A 15207-nucleotide genomic window follows, 5' to 3' on the forward strand; every position below is an offset into this window, starting at 1 on the left:
CAAGGTTACCTTCACTAGTGTTAGAGAACCTAACCGTTAGCTGTGCGCCCCGTACGCCCTCGAAAGGCTTGCATGTTTGAGAAAATCCTTGTTGCCAACCGCGGAGAGATTGCGATCCGTGCCATGCGCGCGGCTTACGAGCTCGGATCCAAGACCGTGGCGGTGTTTCCGTTCGAGGATCGGAACTCCTTGCACCGTCTGAAAGCGGATGAGGCGTATCAGATTGGCGAGACCGGGCATCCGGTTCGCGCGTACCTCGACGTAAGTGAGATCATCCGCGTCGCCAAGGAATCTGGCGCCGATGCTATCTACCCCGGTTATGGTTTTCTGTCGGAGAACCCGGAGCTGGCCGATGCCGCTGCCGCTGCCGGCATCACCTTCATCGGCCCCGGCGCCGACGTGCTCGAAATGGCCGGCAACAAGGTCACGGCGAAAGAACACGCCATCGCGGCCGGGGTTCCCGTGCTCAAGTCAACCCAGCCGTCGACCGACGTTGAACTGCTGATCAGCCAGGCCGATGAGATCGGCTTTCCCATCTTCGCCAAGGCCGTCGCGGGCGGTGGAGGGCGCGGCATGCGTCGCGTCGCCAAGAAGAGCGAGCTGCGTGGAGCACTGGAAGAGGCCATGCGCGAGGCCAACAGCGCCTTCGGCGACGCCACGATGTTTCTCGAGGCCGCAGTGCTTCGGCCCCGGCACATCGAGGTGCAGATTCTGGCGGATGCCTCCGGCGAGACCGTGCACCTGTTCGAGCGCGACTGCTCGGTGCAGCGCCGCCACCAAAAGGTCATCGAGATCGCTCCGGCGCCCAACCTGAGCGATGAGATTCGGGTCCAGCTCTACGCCGACGCCATCAAGTTCGCCCGCTCGATCGGCTACGTCAACGCCGGCACGGTCGAGTTTCTGCTCGACACCGTCGGGGAACGCGCTGGTCAGCACGTGTTCATCGAGATGAACCCGCGCATCCAGGTCGAGCACACCGTGACCGAAGAAGTCACCGATGTCGACCTCGTGCAAGCGCAGATTCGTATTGCTTCGGGGGAGACCCTCGCCGAGATCGGCCTGACCCAGGGCGAGATCCGCCTGCGCGGCGCAGCCCTGCAGTGCCGCATCACCACCGAAGACCCCGCGGCCGGGTTCCGGCCCGACACCGGCAAGATCACCACCTACCGGTCTCCCGGTGGCGCCGGCATCCGTTTGGATGGTGGCACGATCAACCCGGGAGCGCAGATCAGCCCGCACTTCGACTCGATGCTCGCCAAGCTCACCTGCCGCGGCCGCGACTATGCCGCCGCCGTCGTGCGGTCGAAGCGTGCGCTGGCCGAGTTCCGCATTCGCGGCGTCTCGACCAACATCTCGTTCTTGCAAGCCGTGCTCGACGACCCAGACTTCGCCGCCGGCGATCTGAGCACCTCGTTCATCGACGAGCGCCCGGAATTGTTGCGCGGCCGCGAGTCCAAGGACCGCGGCACCAAGATTCTCAAATGGCTGGCCGAGGTCACCGTCAACCAGCCCAACGGCGTGCCGCCGACCACGGTGCACCCACGCGATAAGCTGCCGCAGCTCGACCTGAGCCAGCCGGCGCCCGATGGCTCGCGCCAGAAGCTGCAGCTACTCGGCCCGACAAAGTTCGCCGCCTCCTTACGCGGCCAGACCGCGCTGGCCGTTACCGACACGACGTTCCGGGATGCCCACCAGTCGCTGCTCGCGACCCGGGTGCGCACCAAGGACCTTGTCGCAGTGGCCCCTTATGTGGCCCGGCTGACGCCGCAACTGCTGTCGGTCGAGGCGTGGGGCGGCGCCACCTACGACGTCGCACTGCGTTTTCTCGGCGAAGACCCATGGGAGCGCCTCGCAGCCCTGCGTGAAGCGCTTCCGAACATCAACCTGCAGATGCTGCTGCGCGGCCGCAACACCGTCGGTTACACGCCGTATCCGACCGAGGTAACCGACGCGTTCGTGCGCGAGGCGACCGACACCGGCGTGGACATCTTTCGCATCTTCGACGCCCTCAACGACGTGTCGCAGATGCGTCCGGCGATCGATGCGGTGCTGAATACCGGCACCGCGCTGGCCGAGGTGGCCGTCTGCTACACCGGTGACCTGCTCGACCCGGCCGAGAACCTTTACACCCTCGACTACTACCTACGCCTGGCCGAGCAGATCGTCGACAGCGGCGCCCACGTCATCGGGATCAAGGATATGGCCGGGCTGCTCCGTCCGAGCGCTGCCGAGAAGCTCGTCGCCGCGTTCCGCGAACGCTTCGACCTGCCCGTGCACGTGCACACCCACGACACCCCGGGCGGCCAGCTCGCGACCCTGCTCGCCGCAGCGCGGGCCGGTGCGGATGCCGTGGACGTGGCATCCGCACCGATGGCCGGCACGACCAGCCAGCCGTCGGCATCCTCTCTCGTCGCCGCCCTCGCCCACACCGAACGCGATACCGGCATTTCGCTCAAGGCCACGACCGACCTCGAGCCGTACTGGGAAGCTGTGCGCACCCTGTACAGCCCCTTCGAATCGGGGCTCAGCGCCCCGACCGGCCGGGTGTACTCCCACGAGATCCCGGGCGGGCAGCTGTCGAACCTGCGCACCCAGGCCGTCGCTCTCGGCCTGGCCAACCACTTCGAACTAATCGAAGACATGTACACCGCCGCGAACACCATCCTCGGCCGGGTGCCCAAGGTTACGCCCTCGTCGAAGGTCGTCGGGGACCTCGCTCTCTACCTCGCCGCGGTGAAGGCCGACCCGGCCGACTTCGAAGCGAACCCGGGCAACTACGACGTGCCGGACTCCGTCATCGGATTCATGGCCGGCGAACTCGGCGACCTGCCAGGCGGCTGGCCAGAACCGTTTCGCACCAAGGTACTCGCCGGACGTAACGTGCGCGTCGGCGTCACCGAAATCACCGACGGTGAACGTACTGCCCTCGATGCCGGAAGCGCCGAGCGTCGTGCAATGCTCAACCAGTTGCTGTTCCCGGCGCCGACTCGCCAGTTCGAACAGGTCAAGGAAACCTACGGCGATCTCTCCGTCGTTGACACCCACGACTACCTTTACGGCCTGCAGCAGGGCCACGAGCACGCCGTCGAGATAGCGAAGGGTGTGCGGCTCTACGTGGGCCTTGAAGCGATCGGTGAGGCCGACGACAAAGGCATGCGCACCGTCATGACCATTCTCAACGGCCAGCTGCGCCCGGTGTTCGTACGTGACACGAGCATCACCGTGCAGACCAAGGTCGCCGAGAAAGCGGACGCGAACCAGCCCGGCCAGATCGCCGCGCCCTTCTCCGGTGTGGTCACTTTGAAAGTCGAGGAGGGTACGCACGTTGAAGCCGGCCAGAGCGTCGCGTCGATCGAAGCGATGAAAATGGAAGCCGCGATCACCTCACCGATTGCCGGAACCATCGAGCGGGTCGCTATCCCGCTCACCCAGCAGGTCGATGCCGGCGATCTGCTCGTAACGGTGCGTCCACGCTAAGATTAGGGCCGTTATCGATCAGTTGAGGATGTACCGTGCCAGACAAACGTACTGACGACCAGAGCGCGCTCGCGCGCCCCGTGTCGGCCGCCGCCAAGCGAACCAGGGACGAGCATCGCGGTACCGATGACCGCGGTGTCGACAGGCGCAGTGACGAGTCTGGCATTACCGACAACAACGGCGACGAGTACCACAGCGAACTGCCACCGCACACGATCGACAACCTCGCTGCCTCCCTGCCCGAGAGTTTCAGCGTTTCCATCGACGTGCCCGCCGCCCCACGGCGGGCCGTCGCACAGGGGGGACCGAGCACCTCTGTCGAAAACGCCCGTGTCCTGCCGACGCCGGTCACCCACACCGTCGAAATCAACACGCCGGCCCCGGCCAGAGCTGCCGGCGCAAATTCCGCCATCGAATCGCTCTCCAGACCGGATGCCGCAGCGTCGGTTCGGCGCGATCGCATCCGCTCCGAAAACAGCTCAGCCCCCGAGTCGGCGGCCATGCTCACCTCGGATCGCCTGCTCACCGTGAACCGTAAGACCCGCAAGGCGCCGCAGGGCGTCTGGCCGGAATTCATCTACGCGCTCTCGCTGCACCTGGTCAATCTCGGCGACTCGGCCAAGGTACGTGCGTCCAAGGAGATGAACGAGCGCATTCGTCGCAAGTTCGAGGGCGGCACCCGGTTCGTGCCGATCCTCACTCGCAAGGGCGGCGTGGGCAAGACCACCGTCACGACGCTGCTCGGCATGGCTCTGGCCGACGCTCGCGACGACCGCATCATCGCGATCGACGCCAACCCCGACCGCGGAACGCTCTCCGAACGCGTGAGCAAGCAGACCCGTTCGACCGTGCGCGATGTCGTCTCAAAGGCGGCATCGATCGGCAACTTCACCGATTTCTCCGCTCTCGTCTCGCGCGATGAAACCCGCCTCGACATTCTTGCTTCGGACACGGACCCGCTGCTCTCCGAGGCCTTTGACGAGAACGACTACAACGTCGTCGCCGACCTGGCTGCCCGCTACTACTCGATTGCCCTCACGGACTGCGGCACCGGAATTGTGCACTCGGTCATGCGCGCCACCCTGCAGCGGGCCGACTCGATCGTCATCGTCTCCGGCGGAAGCGTCGACGAGGCGCGTTTGGCCTCCGAAACCCTGACCTGGCTCGAAGCGAACGGCTACGGCGACCTCGTGCGTAACGCAATTGTCGCGCTCAACACCGCCACGCAGGGCACGAACCTGGTGCGGCTCGAAGAGATCGAGTCGCACTTTCGCTCGCGGGTGCGCGAAATCGTGCGCATTCCCTACGACCCGCAGCTCGCCGCCGGCAGCGTCGTGTCCTACAAAGACCTGAAGCCGATCACCCGGCTGGCCGCGCGCACCCTGGCCGAGCTCGTCGTCGCGGGCCTGCCCGCCGACCGCAGCGCCTAGCGCTGCCGCTCGACCGGGGCACGCTGTATCCGTTCGAACTAGTCGTGTCCTCCTGCTCAACCTGACCCATCCGCTCACCCCGAGGAGTGTCCCCGTGCCCGAACGTCAAATCCGTCTCTTCGGGGATCCGGTGCTGAAGACCGTATCCGACCCCATCGACGGAATCGACGACCGCGTGCGCGGTCTCGTGCGCGACCTCGTCGACAGCGTGCGCCTACCCGGCCGGGCAGGCGTCGCCGCCTCCCAGATCGGTGTCAACCTGCGCGCCTTCAGCTACAACGTCGACGGCGTCATCGGCTACATCCTCAACCCGATCATCGTCGAACTCTCCGGTGAACCCGACTTCGTCGACGAGGGCTGTCTGTCCGTTCCCGGCCTCTGGTACCCCACCAAGCGCTACCCCTTCGCGCGCGTGACCGGCATCGAACTCGACAATAACCCGGTCGAACTCTCCGGCACCGGCATCATGGCCCAGGCGCTGCAACACGAGACCGATCACCTCGACGGCTTTCTCTACATCGACCGTCTCGACAAGGAAAACCGTCGCGCCGCGATGAAAGAAATCCGCGGGTCTACCTGGTTCTAGCCCCTGACCGGAGCGTGACCATTCGGTGCTGAGCCGGCACGATCGAAGCTTTGTGCCGTCACGGAGATGAGGGAACGGGGAAGTGTTCCGCGGGTTTGCGAGTTCACGGTTTAAGCGTGGAAGGCAGTGCTTTTCTCGGACCCGACCCGCCAGAAATAGTACTGGGCCCGACCTACAATTACAGCAAGCCTGAACCCGACCCACACAGGGCCGGGTCCCACCTCAAACTACTCGCGCAGCGAGATCCCCTCAGTCACCGGCGCATTCGCGTACATCGTGTCGATCTCCTGAGCGAAGTCGCGCAGAATGATGTTGCGTTTGATGCTCATCTTCGGTGTCAGATGCCCGCTGTTCTCGGTGAGCTCGATCGGCAGCAGCGTGAACTTGCGAATCGATTCTGCCCGCGACACACCCTCATTGGCATGATCGACCGCGGCCTGAATTTCGGCGAGCACGGTTTTATTGACGGATGCCTGTTCCAGCGTCATTCCGGCATCTTCTTGATGGTTGTTCAGCCAGACCGGCAGCATGTCGGGGTCGAGGGTGATGAGCGCGCCGATGAAGGGTTTCTGGTCGCCGACAACGATCACTTGCCCGACCAGTGGGTTGGCCCGGATTGGGTCTTCGAGTGCGGCCGGAGCGACGTTCTTGCCGCCGGCTGTGACGATGATCTCCTTCTTACGCCCGGTGATGGTGAGATAACCGTCGGAATCGAAGTCGCCGATGTCGCCGGTCTTCAGCCAGCCGTCGTCGAAGGTGTCTGCGGTGGCCTGTGGGTTATTCCAGTACTCCTTGAAGACGTTGACACCCTTGACCTCGATCTCGCCGTCGTCCATGACGCGCACCGACACTCCGGGCAGCGGCGGTCCGACCGTGCCGATCTTGGCCCGCGTGGCCAGACCGACATTGGCCGGGGCGGTCGTCTCGGTCAGGCCATAGCCTTCGAGAATGACGATGCCGAGGCTTTTGAAGAAGTGACCGAGGTGGGCGCCAAGCGGAGCCGAACCCGAGACGGCCCAAATGACCTTGCCGCCCATCGCGGCGCGCAGCTTGCTGTAGACCAGCTTGTCGAACAGGGCGAACTGAATTTTCATGCCAAGCGGAATCGACGTTCCGGCCTGCACGAGCTTGGAATGCTCGACGGCTACGTGAGCGGCCGTGTTGAAAATCTTGCCCTTACCGCCGGCGATGGCCTTCTGCTGGGCCGAGTTGTAGACCTTTTCGAACACCCGCGGGACTGCCAGCAGAAAGGTCGGCTGGAAGCTGCCCAGCGCGGCCAGAAGGGTCTTGGTGTCGGCCTGGTGCCCGACGCGCACCCCCGCGTGCACGCACAACACCGAGATGAAGCGGGCGAACACGTGCGCGGTCGTGATGAACAGCAGGGTCGAGGCGCCCTCGGGGTGGATCAAAAGCTCTTTGAGTGCGACCGCGGCATTGCGGCTGGTCTCGAGGAAATTCGCGTGCGTGAGTACGCAGCCCTTCGGCTTGCCGGTCGAACCGGAGGTGTAGATGAGGGTGGCCATGTCGTCTCCGACGGCGAGGTTGCGGCGGCGTTCGATCTCGGCGTCGGTGACGTTGACACCCCCGGCTACGAGCTTGTCCAAATCGCCCAAATCGATCTGCCAGACCGAACGGATGTCGCTAAGTTCCGGATGAACTTCATCGAAGCGGGCGAAATGGTCGGCGGTCTCCACAATGACGGACGTAGCGCCGGAGTCGCTGAGGTTCCACTGCACCTGGCTCGGAGAACTGGTCTCGTAAACCGGAACCAGAATCGCCCCGGCGAACCAGGTCGCGAAGTCGATCAGGGTCCACTCGTAGCGGGTCCTGCAGATCAAGCCGATTTTGTCGCCGGGCTCGATGCCGGCGGCCACGAGACCCTTGGCAAGGGCTACGACCTGGGCATGGAACTCCTTCGTGGTGACAGGAAGCCACTGGCCGTTGCGCGGCAGAGAAAACAAAATGAGGTCTGGAGTCGCAGCGAGGCGATCCATCAGGAGATCGGTGAGGTTGGCGCCAGGATCGGCGGGAACAACGGCGGGCATATCAAACTGTTTCACGGCAACTCCTTTGGTACCGGCTGAACGTGCCAACTGCTCGCGAGCCAGAAAATCTGAGGTGAGCGGGTGTTTCGTCCAGCGGCAAACTGGTTTACTACACTCTAGAGCGTGCCATGCCCGGCCACCCGGTGCCGCCACACTACTTCTCGATCGCCCGCAACGAAAGGTGCCCCGTGCACGCAATTGGTATCGATATCGGGGGCACCAAGATTGCCGGCGCCCTCGTTGACGAGGCGGGCACCATCATTCGCTCTGATCGGCAGCCGACTTCCCCGGGAAACCCGCGGGAAATCGAAGATGTCGTCGTCGCCATGATTTTGGGCCTCTCCGTGGGCGAAGATGTCGTCGCCGCGGGGGTCGCCGCCGCCGGGTTCATCGACTCCGCCCAGTCGACTGTGTACTACGCGCCGAACATCAGCTGGCGTAACGAGCCGTTCCGCGACAAGCTCGAGGCGCGCCTCGACCTGCCCATCATCATCGAGAACGACGCCAATGCCGCCGGCTGGGCTGAATTTCGCTTCGGCGCCGGACGCGCGTACACCGATATGGTCACCCTCACCATCGGTACTGGGGTGGGCGGCGCGATCGTGATCAACAACGCACTTTTTCGCGGTGGATTCGGCGCCGGCGCTGAACTCGGCCATCTGCGTGTCGTCCCCGACGGTCTGGCCTGTGGCTGCGGTGCCCACGGCTGCCTCGAGCAGTACGGTTCCGGCCGGGCACTGCTGCGCATCGCCAATGATTTTGCGGATGCCGGCGGCATTGGCCTCGGTCTGGCCGCTGTCCGCGAGCGGTGCGGTAAACTCACCGGCAAAGAGGTCGGACTGCTGATTCAGGACGGTGACGGCGGAGCCCTCGCCGCTCTGCGTCAGCTCGGCAGTGCGCTCGGGCAAGGCTGCGCGAGCCTGGGCGCTGTACTCGACCCGCAGGTCTTCGTGTTCGGCGGGGGAGTCGCCGCCGCCGGCGAACTGTTGCTCGAGCCGATCCGGGCGGCCTACCTCGCCCACCTTCCAGCCCGCGGGTATCACCCTGAAGCTGAGTTCGCCATCGCCCAGCTCGTCAACGACGCCGGTGTGGTCGGTGCGGCAGACCTCGCTCGGCTGCACGCGGTGCGCTAAGCGGGCGCTCAGCGGGCTTGGCGGGGTGGTGCGGGAGGCCGCGGCGGCGACCAGTCTGGTCCGGCCGCGCGCGGCATCCGCTTGGATAGCGTAGGCGGACTAAGCTTTCACAGCAGGATAAAGGAGTGCGAATGTTCTATTGGTTCATGAAGAACATCGTCATCGGCCCACTGCTGCTCTCGCTGTTTCGGCCCTGGATCATCGGTCTGGAGCACATTCCGAAGACCGGCCCGGTCATTCTGGCCAGCAACCACTTGTCGTTCATCGACTCGGTTTTTCTGCCGCTCGTCGTGCCGCGCCGCGTGGCATTCCTGGCCAAAAGCGATTATTTCACCGGCAAGGGGCTCAAGGGCTGGGCAACGCGGCAATTTCTGACCGCAGCCGGACAGCTGCCGATCGACCGCTCCGGCGGCAAGGCCTCCGAAGATTCACTCAATACCGGCTTGCGCGTTCTGCGGGATGGCCGAATTCTCGGCATCTACCCAGAGGGCACCCGCAGCCCGGATGCCCGCCTATATCGTGGGCGTACCGGTGTGGCACGCATGGTGCTTGAGTCTGGCGTGCCGGTCATTCCGGTTGCCATGATCGACACCGAGAAGGCCATGCCGACCGGAACTCGCATTCCCCGGGTTCGCCGAATTGGAATCGTGATCGGTAAACCGCTCGATTTTTCCCGGTTTGAGGGCATGGAAGGCGATCGGTTTGTGCTGCGCAGCGTCACCGATGAGCTCATGTACGAGCTGCGACAGCTGAGCACACAGGAGTACGTAGACGTCTACGCGTCCTCGGTCAAAGAGAAGCGGGCCAGCCTTTCGCGATAAGCTGCCAGAATTGCTGTTTGCGCCGTGCGCGTTGCAGCACCTCATCCATTTCGTAGCCGGCGCGCGTTACCGGTCCAGCAGAGAAAACAGGAACTATCCCGTGGTAGACCCCACCGAGCCCATTGTTGCCGCAGAAGCCTCTGTCATCACGGGTCTCGACCACTGGCGCACCCTATCGATCAAGCAGCAGCCGACCTGGCCGGACGCCGACAAGGTGGCCGCGGCGTCCGCCGAATTGGCGACGCAACCGCCGCTGGTGTTCGCCGGTGAGGTCGACATTTTGCGTGATCGGCTCGCGCAGGCCGCCGGCGGTCAGGGATTTTTGCTGCAGGGTGGCGACTGCGCCGAGACGTTCAGCGGTGCCACGGCCGATCAGATCCGCAATCGGGTGAAGACCGTGCTGCAGATGGCCGTCGTACTCACCTACGGTGCGTCGATGCCGGTGATCAAGATGGGGCGGATGGCCGGCCAGTTCGCCAAGCCTCGCTCGAGCGACTTCGAAACCCGCGGCGACGTGACCCTGCCCGCCTACCGCGGTGATATCGTCAACGGCTACCCGTTCACGCCCGAGTCACGCGAGGCCGACCCCGATCGGCTCGTCAAGGCGTACCACACGTCGGCGTCGACCCTCAATCTCATTCGTGCGTTCACGCAGGGTGGCTTCGCCGACCTGCGCCAGGTGCACAGCTGGAATCAGGGCTTCGCCGCCAACCCGGCCAACCAGCAGTACGAGAAGGTAGCCAAGGAGATCGACCGCGCGATCAAGTTCATGATCGCCTGTGGCGCCGACTTCGAGGCCATGCGCCGCACCGAGTTCTACACCAGCCACGAGGGCCTGCTGATGGACTACGAGCGCCCGATGACGCGCATCGACTCCCGCACCGGCACGCCGTACAACACCTCGGCCCACTTCATCTGGATCGGGGAACGCACCCGCGACCTCGACGGTGCACACGTGGACTTTTTGTCGCGGGTGCGCAACCCGATCGGCGTCAAGCTCGGCCCGACAACGTCGGCCGACGACATGCTGCGTCTGGTCGACAAGCTCGATCCGAACCGGGAGCCGGGCCGCCTCACCTTCATCACCCGCATGGGTGCCGGCAAGGTGCGGGATGCTCTGCCGCCGCTGCTCGAGGCCATCAAGGCCAGCGAAGCGACGCCGCTGTGGGTGACCGACCCGATGCACGGCAACGGTGTCACCACGCCGACCGGCTACAAGACGCGACGGTTTGACGATGTCGTCGACGAGGTCAAGGGCTTTTTCGAGGCGCACCGCGCCGTCGGAACTCACCCCGGTGGAATCCACGTCGAACTCACCGGAGACGACGTCACCGAGTGCCTCGGCGGCTCGGAGCACATCGACGAGGCCGCCCTGGCGACCCGCTACGAGTCGCTCTGTGACCCGCGCCTGAACCACATGCAGTCCCTCGAGCTGGCCTTCCTGGTGGCTGAGGAGCTGGCCGCTCGCTAGCCCCTTTTTTGCACCGAACCCGGGCCCGGAAAGTAGATGTCGCTAGTCGCGTTCCTGAGGCGGACCGCGTCGTCGGAGGGTCATCCGTTCCTCGCTCAAACACCCCGAAACTCGCCACCCCACGGAGCACCCACCGCCCTCGCTCTTCTGAAACTGGGTCGGCGCGGCGAGCTGCAGAACTAGGCGGTGAAGCCGATTCTGAGAGGCTCACTGGGTAGTACTAACTCGCCTTCCCCGGGATCTAATGTCGCGACTTTGAAGAAATTCGAAGCGCCGGGGGTATCGGCGAACCCGTTGTATTCGAGTTTGAGGCCAGTGGCCTCCAGTATGGGTTTGGCTTCAGTCCACGATTTGCCGATGATATTCGTGGGCACTTGTACGGGCTCTGGGCCACGGGAGATGACAAGGACCAGCGTGGCGCCTTCGCGAATCGTGCCCTCGGGAACCTGCGCCGTGATGACGTCGCCCTCCTGCACCGTGTCGTTGTAGGTCTGCTCTCCGGAGATCGCGAGCAGGTTTTTCCCCACCAGAATGTCGGTGGCTTCGGCTACGGTCTTGCCGTCGACGTTCGGAATGGCGCCGAGTGACACGACGAGGTTCACGGTCAGGCCCTCGAAATACTCGCCACCGGCTGAGAGATCGGCACCGTCGGTTTCCTTGCTCGCGGCCATTACGGTGCCCTCGGGCACGTCGCCATTGAAGATCGGGTCGATGCTGCCGACGGCGGCGTTCAAGTCGGTGATCAGAGTGGATGCCGCCTCCTGCGTCAAGCCCGCCAGCGTGGGCAGCGTGATCGGTTGCAGTCCCTGGGAGACGATGATCGTGACCGGGCTGTCCTGGGGAACGCGGCTGCCGGCATGCGGATCTGTGCCGATGACGATCCCCTCGGCGACGGTGGCGCTGAAGGCGCCACCGAGCTCGGGTTGGAGGCCGAGTTCACTCAATTTAGCCGAAGCTGCTTCGGGAGAGGCCGACGCAAAATCGGGCAGCATCACGTCGGAGCCCGGGCCGGAGCCGAAGTACCAGCCGGTGCCGCCGAGAGTCGCAGCGATGAGAATGACGAGGGCGAACAGCCAGAATCCGCGGCGCTTGCGCTTGTCGGCCTTCTTGCCCAGTAGCTCGCCGCTGTCGGGCGGCCCCACCGGACCGGTACCAACCGGGTGAATACCGAGCAGGGTCGCGGCGGGCGGGCTGGTGGTAGCGAGTTTGGCGCCGAAAACCTGGGTTTCGGCATCCGCTATGGCGTTGGCGCCGGCACGTCGGCTCGAGGGCAGCACCATGGTCGATTGCAGGGCCAGCTCCTGGGTACCGCCACGCACCAGTGCGCTGACGTCGTGCAGTTGGTCGAGCATGACCCTGGCGTCTCGGGGACGGTCCTCTGGGTCGCGAGCGGTGGCCCAGAGCACGAGCTCATCGAGTTCGCGGGGGATGGAGTCGACCTTGCTGCTCGGTACCGGCACGGTGTCGTTGGCATGCTGATAGGCGATCTGCATCGGGGCTTCGCCCACATAGGGCTGCTCACCGGTCAGCATCTCGAACGTCATGATGCCGAGGGCGTAGATGTCGCTGCGGGCATCAGCGACACCGCGAGTGACGAGTTCGGGGGAGAGATAAGCGATGGTGCCGAGCAAGGCCTGACCGGTGGCCGTGTTGTTGTTGACGGCGCGAGCCAGACCGAAGTCGCTGATCTTGATGCGGCCGTCATCGGCCAGCAATACATTCTCGGGCTTGACGTCGCGGTGCACGATGCCGGCCTTGTGGGCGGCGGCGAGCCCGCTGAGCACGGCTTCGAGAATGTCGAGGGTCTGCTCGGGGGTGAGCCGGCCGTAATCCTTGAGCAGGTCGCGCAGGGTGATGCCGGGTAGGTATTCCATGACCAGGTAGGCCATATCGGCGTCCTGGCCCTGGTCGAAGACGTTGACGACGTTCGGGTGCGCGAGCCGGGCGGCCGACCGGGCTTCTTGAATGAAGCGGATCTTGAAGGCGCTGTCGTCGGCCAAATGACCGTGCATGATCTTGATCGCGACGCGACGCTCCAGCCTCAGATCGGTGGCCAGATAGACCGTGGCCATGCCGCCGCGCGCGATCCGCGAGCGCACCTGATACCGGCCGTCGATAAGACGGCCAATCATCGGGTCGGTCGAGGGAACGCTCACTCCTTGATTCTAGGTAATAGGGTGGCGCCCGCGGCGCGCGGCGCGCAGGGTTCGCCGGGGAGACACCCGGTCGGTGCGCTGAATTCGGTTAACCGATTTCGACGAGCCAGGCTTGCGCCGATGTTTCCCACTTTGCGTAGTAGTTGGGGTAGGCCGAAATCTGTACCGATTGGGCGGCCTGGGTGACGGTCATGGATTCCCAGCCGGCGATGTCGAGCAGACCGCGGGTGATGCCGGGGTTTGGGTTTCCGGCGCCGCCGAAGAAGGCGAGGCTGGCCCGCACCGGGTCCATGACCTGCTCGGGGGTGCCCCAGCCGGCGCTTGGGCGCTGTTGGAACAGCCCGAGGGAATCCCGGTCGCCATAGTGGACATTACGCAGCCCCGACTCCTGGGCGGCGGCGGCCAGCGCGATCACCAGACCGGCATCGTTCACACCCGCGCCGCGCCCCGTCGCCACGATGGTGCGGGCGTTCTGGCGCATTTCGTCGGTCATCGGCGTGACGACGCCCGCGGTAGCGCGGGTGATAGAGGCCGCCGGGACGACCGTCACGGGCAGCGTCAGAACCTGCCCGGGGTAGATGATGCTCGACCAGCCGAGCCCGTTGGCGTCGAGCACGGCCTGCACGCTCACACCGGCCTCATCAGCGACCGTGGTAATGGTCTCACCCGAGGCAATCGTGTGGGTGGCTGCGGAAGCCGCGACCTCCGGCGCGACGTACACGGCGGCCTCCATCGAGCCAGCAGCGGCCAATAGTACGACCTGGCCGGGGTAGATCACGCTACTGCCGCCGAGGCCATTGGCTCCGAGCAGGTCGGCGGTCTTCAGCCCATGTGCGGCCGCAATGCCGCTGATCGTGTCGCCGCTCTGCACGACATAATTCGTCGATGCCGTTGAAACGGAACCGGCCGGCGCTGCCGCCTCGGCCAGGGTCAAGATTTGGCCGGGGAAGATCAGGCTCTGGGAATCGAGACCGTTCAGCGCCAGCACGGCCGCCGTCGCCAGACCGAACCGGCCGGCGATACCACTAACGGTGTCGCCGTCAACGACGGAGTACTGCTCCGGTGCGATCTGCACGGTGGCAGCGACCGACGTGGGAACTACGGCGAGAACCGGTGTGGACTGGGCGAGCTTCGCTTTCAGCGGCTTCTTGGCGAGGGCCTGGGCTTCGACGGGAGCTGCGATGTTGAGGCTGATGGCCAGGGTGCTGACCAGCACAATCGGCACCGTGAGCAGGGCCTGGCGGGACCGCAGGTCTGCGGCCTTCTTCACCCGCCGCTTTGTGCCGCCGGCCACAGCCGTGCTGGCACGATTGGCGCCGCTCACCTCGGTACCGCTTACCTCGGTACCGCTTACCTCAGTACCGCCCAGTTCAATACCGCCTAGTTGAATACCGGCGTGTGCAGCACCAGCCTGCGAAACGGTGGCCCGCGGTGCGGCCAGCGCCGCCGCATCCGTCTTGATCTGTTCGGTCCTCGTGTGTACTGTCACCCTGGTCGACATGGTGCTCCATTTCATTGTGTACATCACGCTCGGTGTGGACATCGAGTTCACAGCACTGGCTGCTGTGCAGCAATCTCTCTCTGAGGTTTTCATAAATATGAGGAGGAGTCAATTGACACGGAGCAGCGAATTGGCACTGATCACGATAAAAAGCTGTGCAAGGTTTTGTGCCGGCCCCAAAATCATGGGAAACTACCAACGTGAGTGATCTGTCTTCAGAGCCCGAGTGGCTTACTATTCCTGCCCTTGTCAACCTCCTCGGAATGAGCCAGAGCCGCGTGCGGCACCTGATCGACGACAAGTACCTGCTGGCTATCCGGCGGGACAACGTCGTGTCGGTACCCTCCCTGTTTCTGCGTGATGGAGCTCCCGTTCCAGAACTGCGCGGCACGCTGTTTGTGCTGGCCGATGATGGCTTCACCGACATGCAGGCAATGACCTGGCTGCTCGAGGTCGACGACAGTCTCGGTGTGGCGCCGATCGAAGCCCTCCGCGCCGGCCGCAAGGCCGAGGTGCGGCGCGTCGCCCAGGCGCTGGCCTAACCGCTTTCAATCACGTCCGCCGGCGAGCAGCGCACGGCGCAGTAC

10 protein-coding genes are annotated in these 15207 nt (G+C 64.6%); 7 read left to right on the plus strand and 3 right to left on the minus strand.

The window, feature by feature from the left end; translation table 11 throughout:
- Window positions 1–72 precede the first annotated feature (72 nt).
- The 3 genes from CXY71_RS18695 (at window position 73) to CXY71_RS18705 (ending at window position 5493) form a co-directional block, all read left to right on the plus strand.
- Entirely contained in the window at window positions 73–3477 is a 3405-nt protein-coding gene (locus tag CXY71_RS18695) for a pyruvate carboxylase (RefSeq protein ID WP_104139083.1), read from the plus strand.
- A gap of 35 nt (window positions 3478–3512) precedes the next feature.
- Window positions 3513–4907 (plus strand): MinD/ParA family protein, encoded by a 1395-nt coding sequence (locus CXY71_RS18700; RefSeq protein WP_233204722.1) that lies wholly within the window; start codon window positions 3513–3515, stop codon window positions 4905–4907.
- Window positions 4908–5001: 94 nt separating this feature from the next.
- Window positions 5002–5493: a peptide deformylase gene (locus tag CXY71_RS18705; RefSeq protein ID WP_104139086.1), complete on the plus strand. Its 492-nt coding sequence runs from the start codon at window positions 5002–5004 to the stop codon at window positions 5491–5493.
- A 227-nt stretch (window positions 5494–5720) separates the two neighbouring features.
- Here CXY71_RS18705 and CXY71_RS18710 read toward each other — a convergent pair whose 3' ends face one another.
- Window positions 5721–7553 carry a long-chain fatty acid--CoA ligase gene (locus CXY71_RS18710; RefSeq protein WP_104139089.1) on the minus strand — a complete coding sequence of 611 codons (1833 nt, stop codon included), beginning with the start codon at window positions 7551–7553 and terminating at the stop codon, window positions 5721–5723.
- Between the two features lie 173 nt (window positions 7554–7726).
- Here CXY71_RS18710 and CXY71_RS18715 point away from each other — a divergent pair, with 173 nt between their 5' ends.
- The 3 genes from CXY71_RS18715 to CXY71_RS18725 all read left to right on the plus strand — a co-directional run bounded on the left by CXY71_RS18715 (window position 7727) and on the right by CXY71_RS18725 (window position 10963).
- Window positions 7727–8671: an ROK family glucokinase gene (locus CXY71_RS18715; RefSeq protein ID WP_104139092.1), complete on the plus strand. Its 945-nt coding sequence runs from the start codon at window positions 7727–7729 to the stop codon at window positions 8669–8671.
- A gap of 131 nt (window positions 8672–8802) precedes the next feature.
- Window positions 8803–9492: a 1-acyl-sn-glycerol-3-phosphate acyltransferase gene (locus tag CXY71_RS18720; protein ID WP_104139095.1), complete on the plus strand. Its 690-nt coding sequence runs from the start codon at window positions 8803–8805 to the stop codon at window positions 9490–9492.
- A 100-nt stretch (window positions 9493–9592) separates the two neighbouring features.
- Entirely contained in the window at window positions 9593–10963 is a 1371-nt protein-coding gene (locus CXY71_RS18725) for a class II 3-deoxy-7-phosphoheptulonate synthase (protein ID WP_104139097.1), read from the plus strand.
- Window positions 10964–11142: 179 nt separating this feature from the next.
- Here the strand turns inward: CXY71_RS18725 and pknB are convergent, their stop codons facing one another.
- Together pknB and CXY71_RS18735 are read right to left on the minus strand one after the other, a co-directional pair.
- Window positions 11143–13119, minus strand: coding sequence for a Stk1 family PASTA domain-containing Ser/Thr kinase (gene pknB, locus CXY71_RS18730; RefSeq protein ID WP_104139100.1), 1977 nt, complete (start codon window positions 13117–13119; stop codon window positions 11143–11145).
- A gap of 88 nt (window positions 13120–13207) precedes the next feature.
- On the minus strand, window positions 13208–14620 hold the full coding sequence (locus CXY71_RS18735; RefSeq protein ID WP_104139103.1) for a LysM peptidoglycan-binding domain-containing protein: 1413 nt from the start codon (window positions 14618–14620) through the stop codon (window positions 13208–13210).
- Window positions 14621–14820: 200 nt separating this feature from the next.
- Between CXY71_RS18735 and CXY71_RS18745 the strand changes: the two genes are divergently transcribed.
- Entirely contained in the window at window positions 14821–15162 is a 342-nt protein-coding gene (locus CXY71_RS18745) for an Rv2175c family DNA-binding protein (protein ID WP_092450557.1), read from the plus strand.
- Window positions 15163–15207: the final 45 nt, after the last annotated feature.

It is taken from the genome of Cryobacterium sp. Y62 (genome assembly GCF_002929785.1).
Taxonomy (GTDB): Bacteria; Actinomycetota; Actinomycetes; order Actinomycetales; family Microbacteriaceae; genus Cryobacterium.

Bases quoted from the DNA above. Each gene is read 5' to 3' on its own strand.
- CXY71_RS18720 (WP_104139095.1), top strand. From the start codon at position 8,803: ATGTTCTATTGGTTCATGAAGAACATCGTCATCGGCCCACTGCTGCTC.
- CXY71_RS18735 (WP_104139103.1), bottom strand. From the start codon at position 14,620: ATGTCGACCAGGGTGACAGTACACACGAGGACCGAACAGATCAAGACG.
- CXY71_RS18695 (WP_104139083.1), top strand. From the start codon at position 73: ATGTTTGAGAAAATCCTTGTTGCCAACCGCGGAGAGATTGCGATCCGT.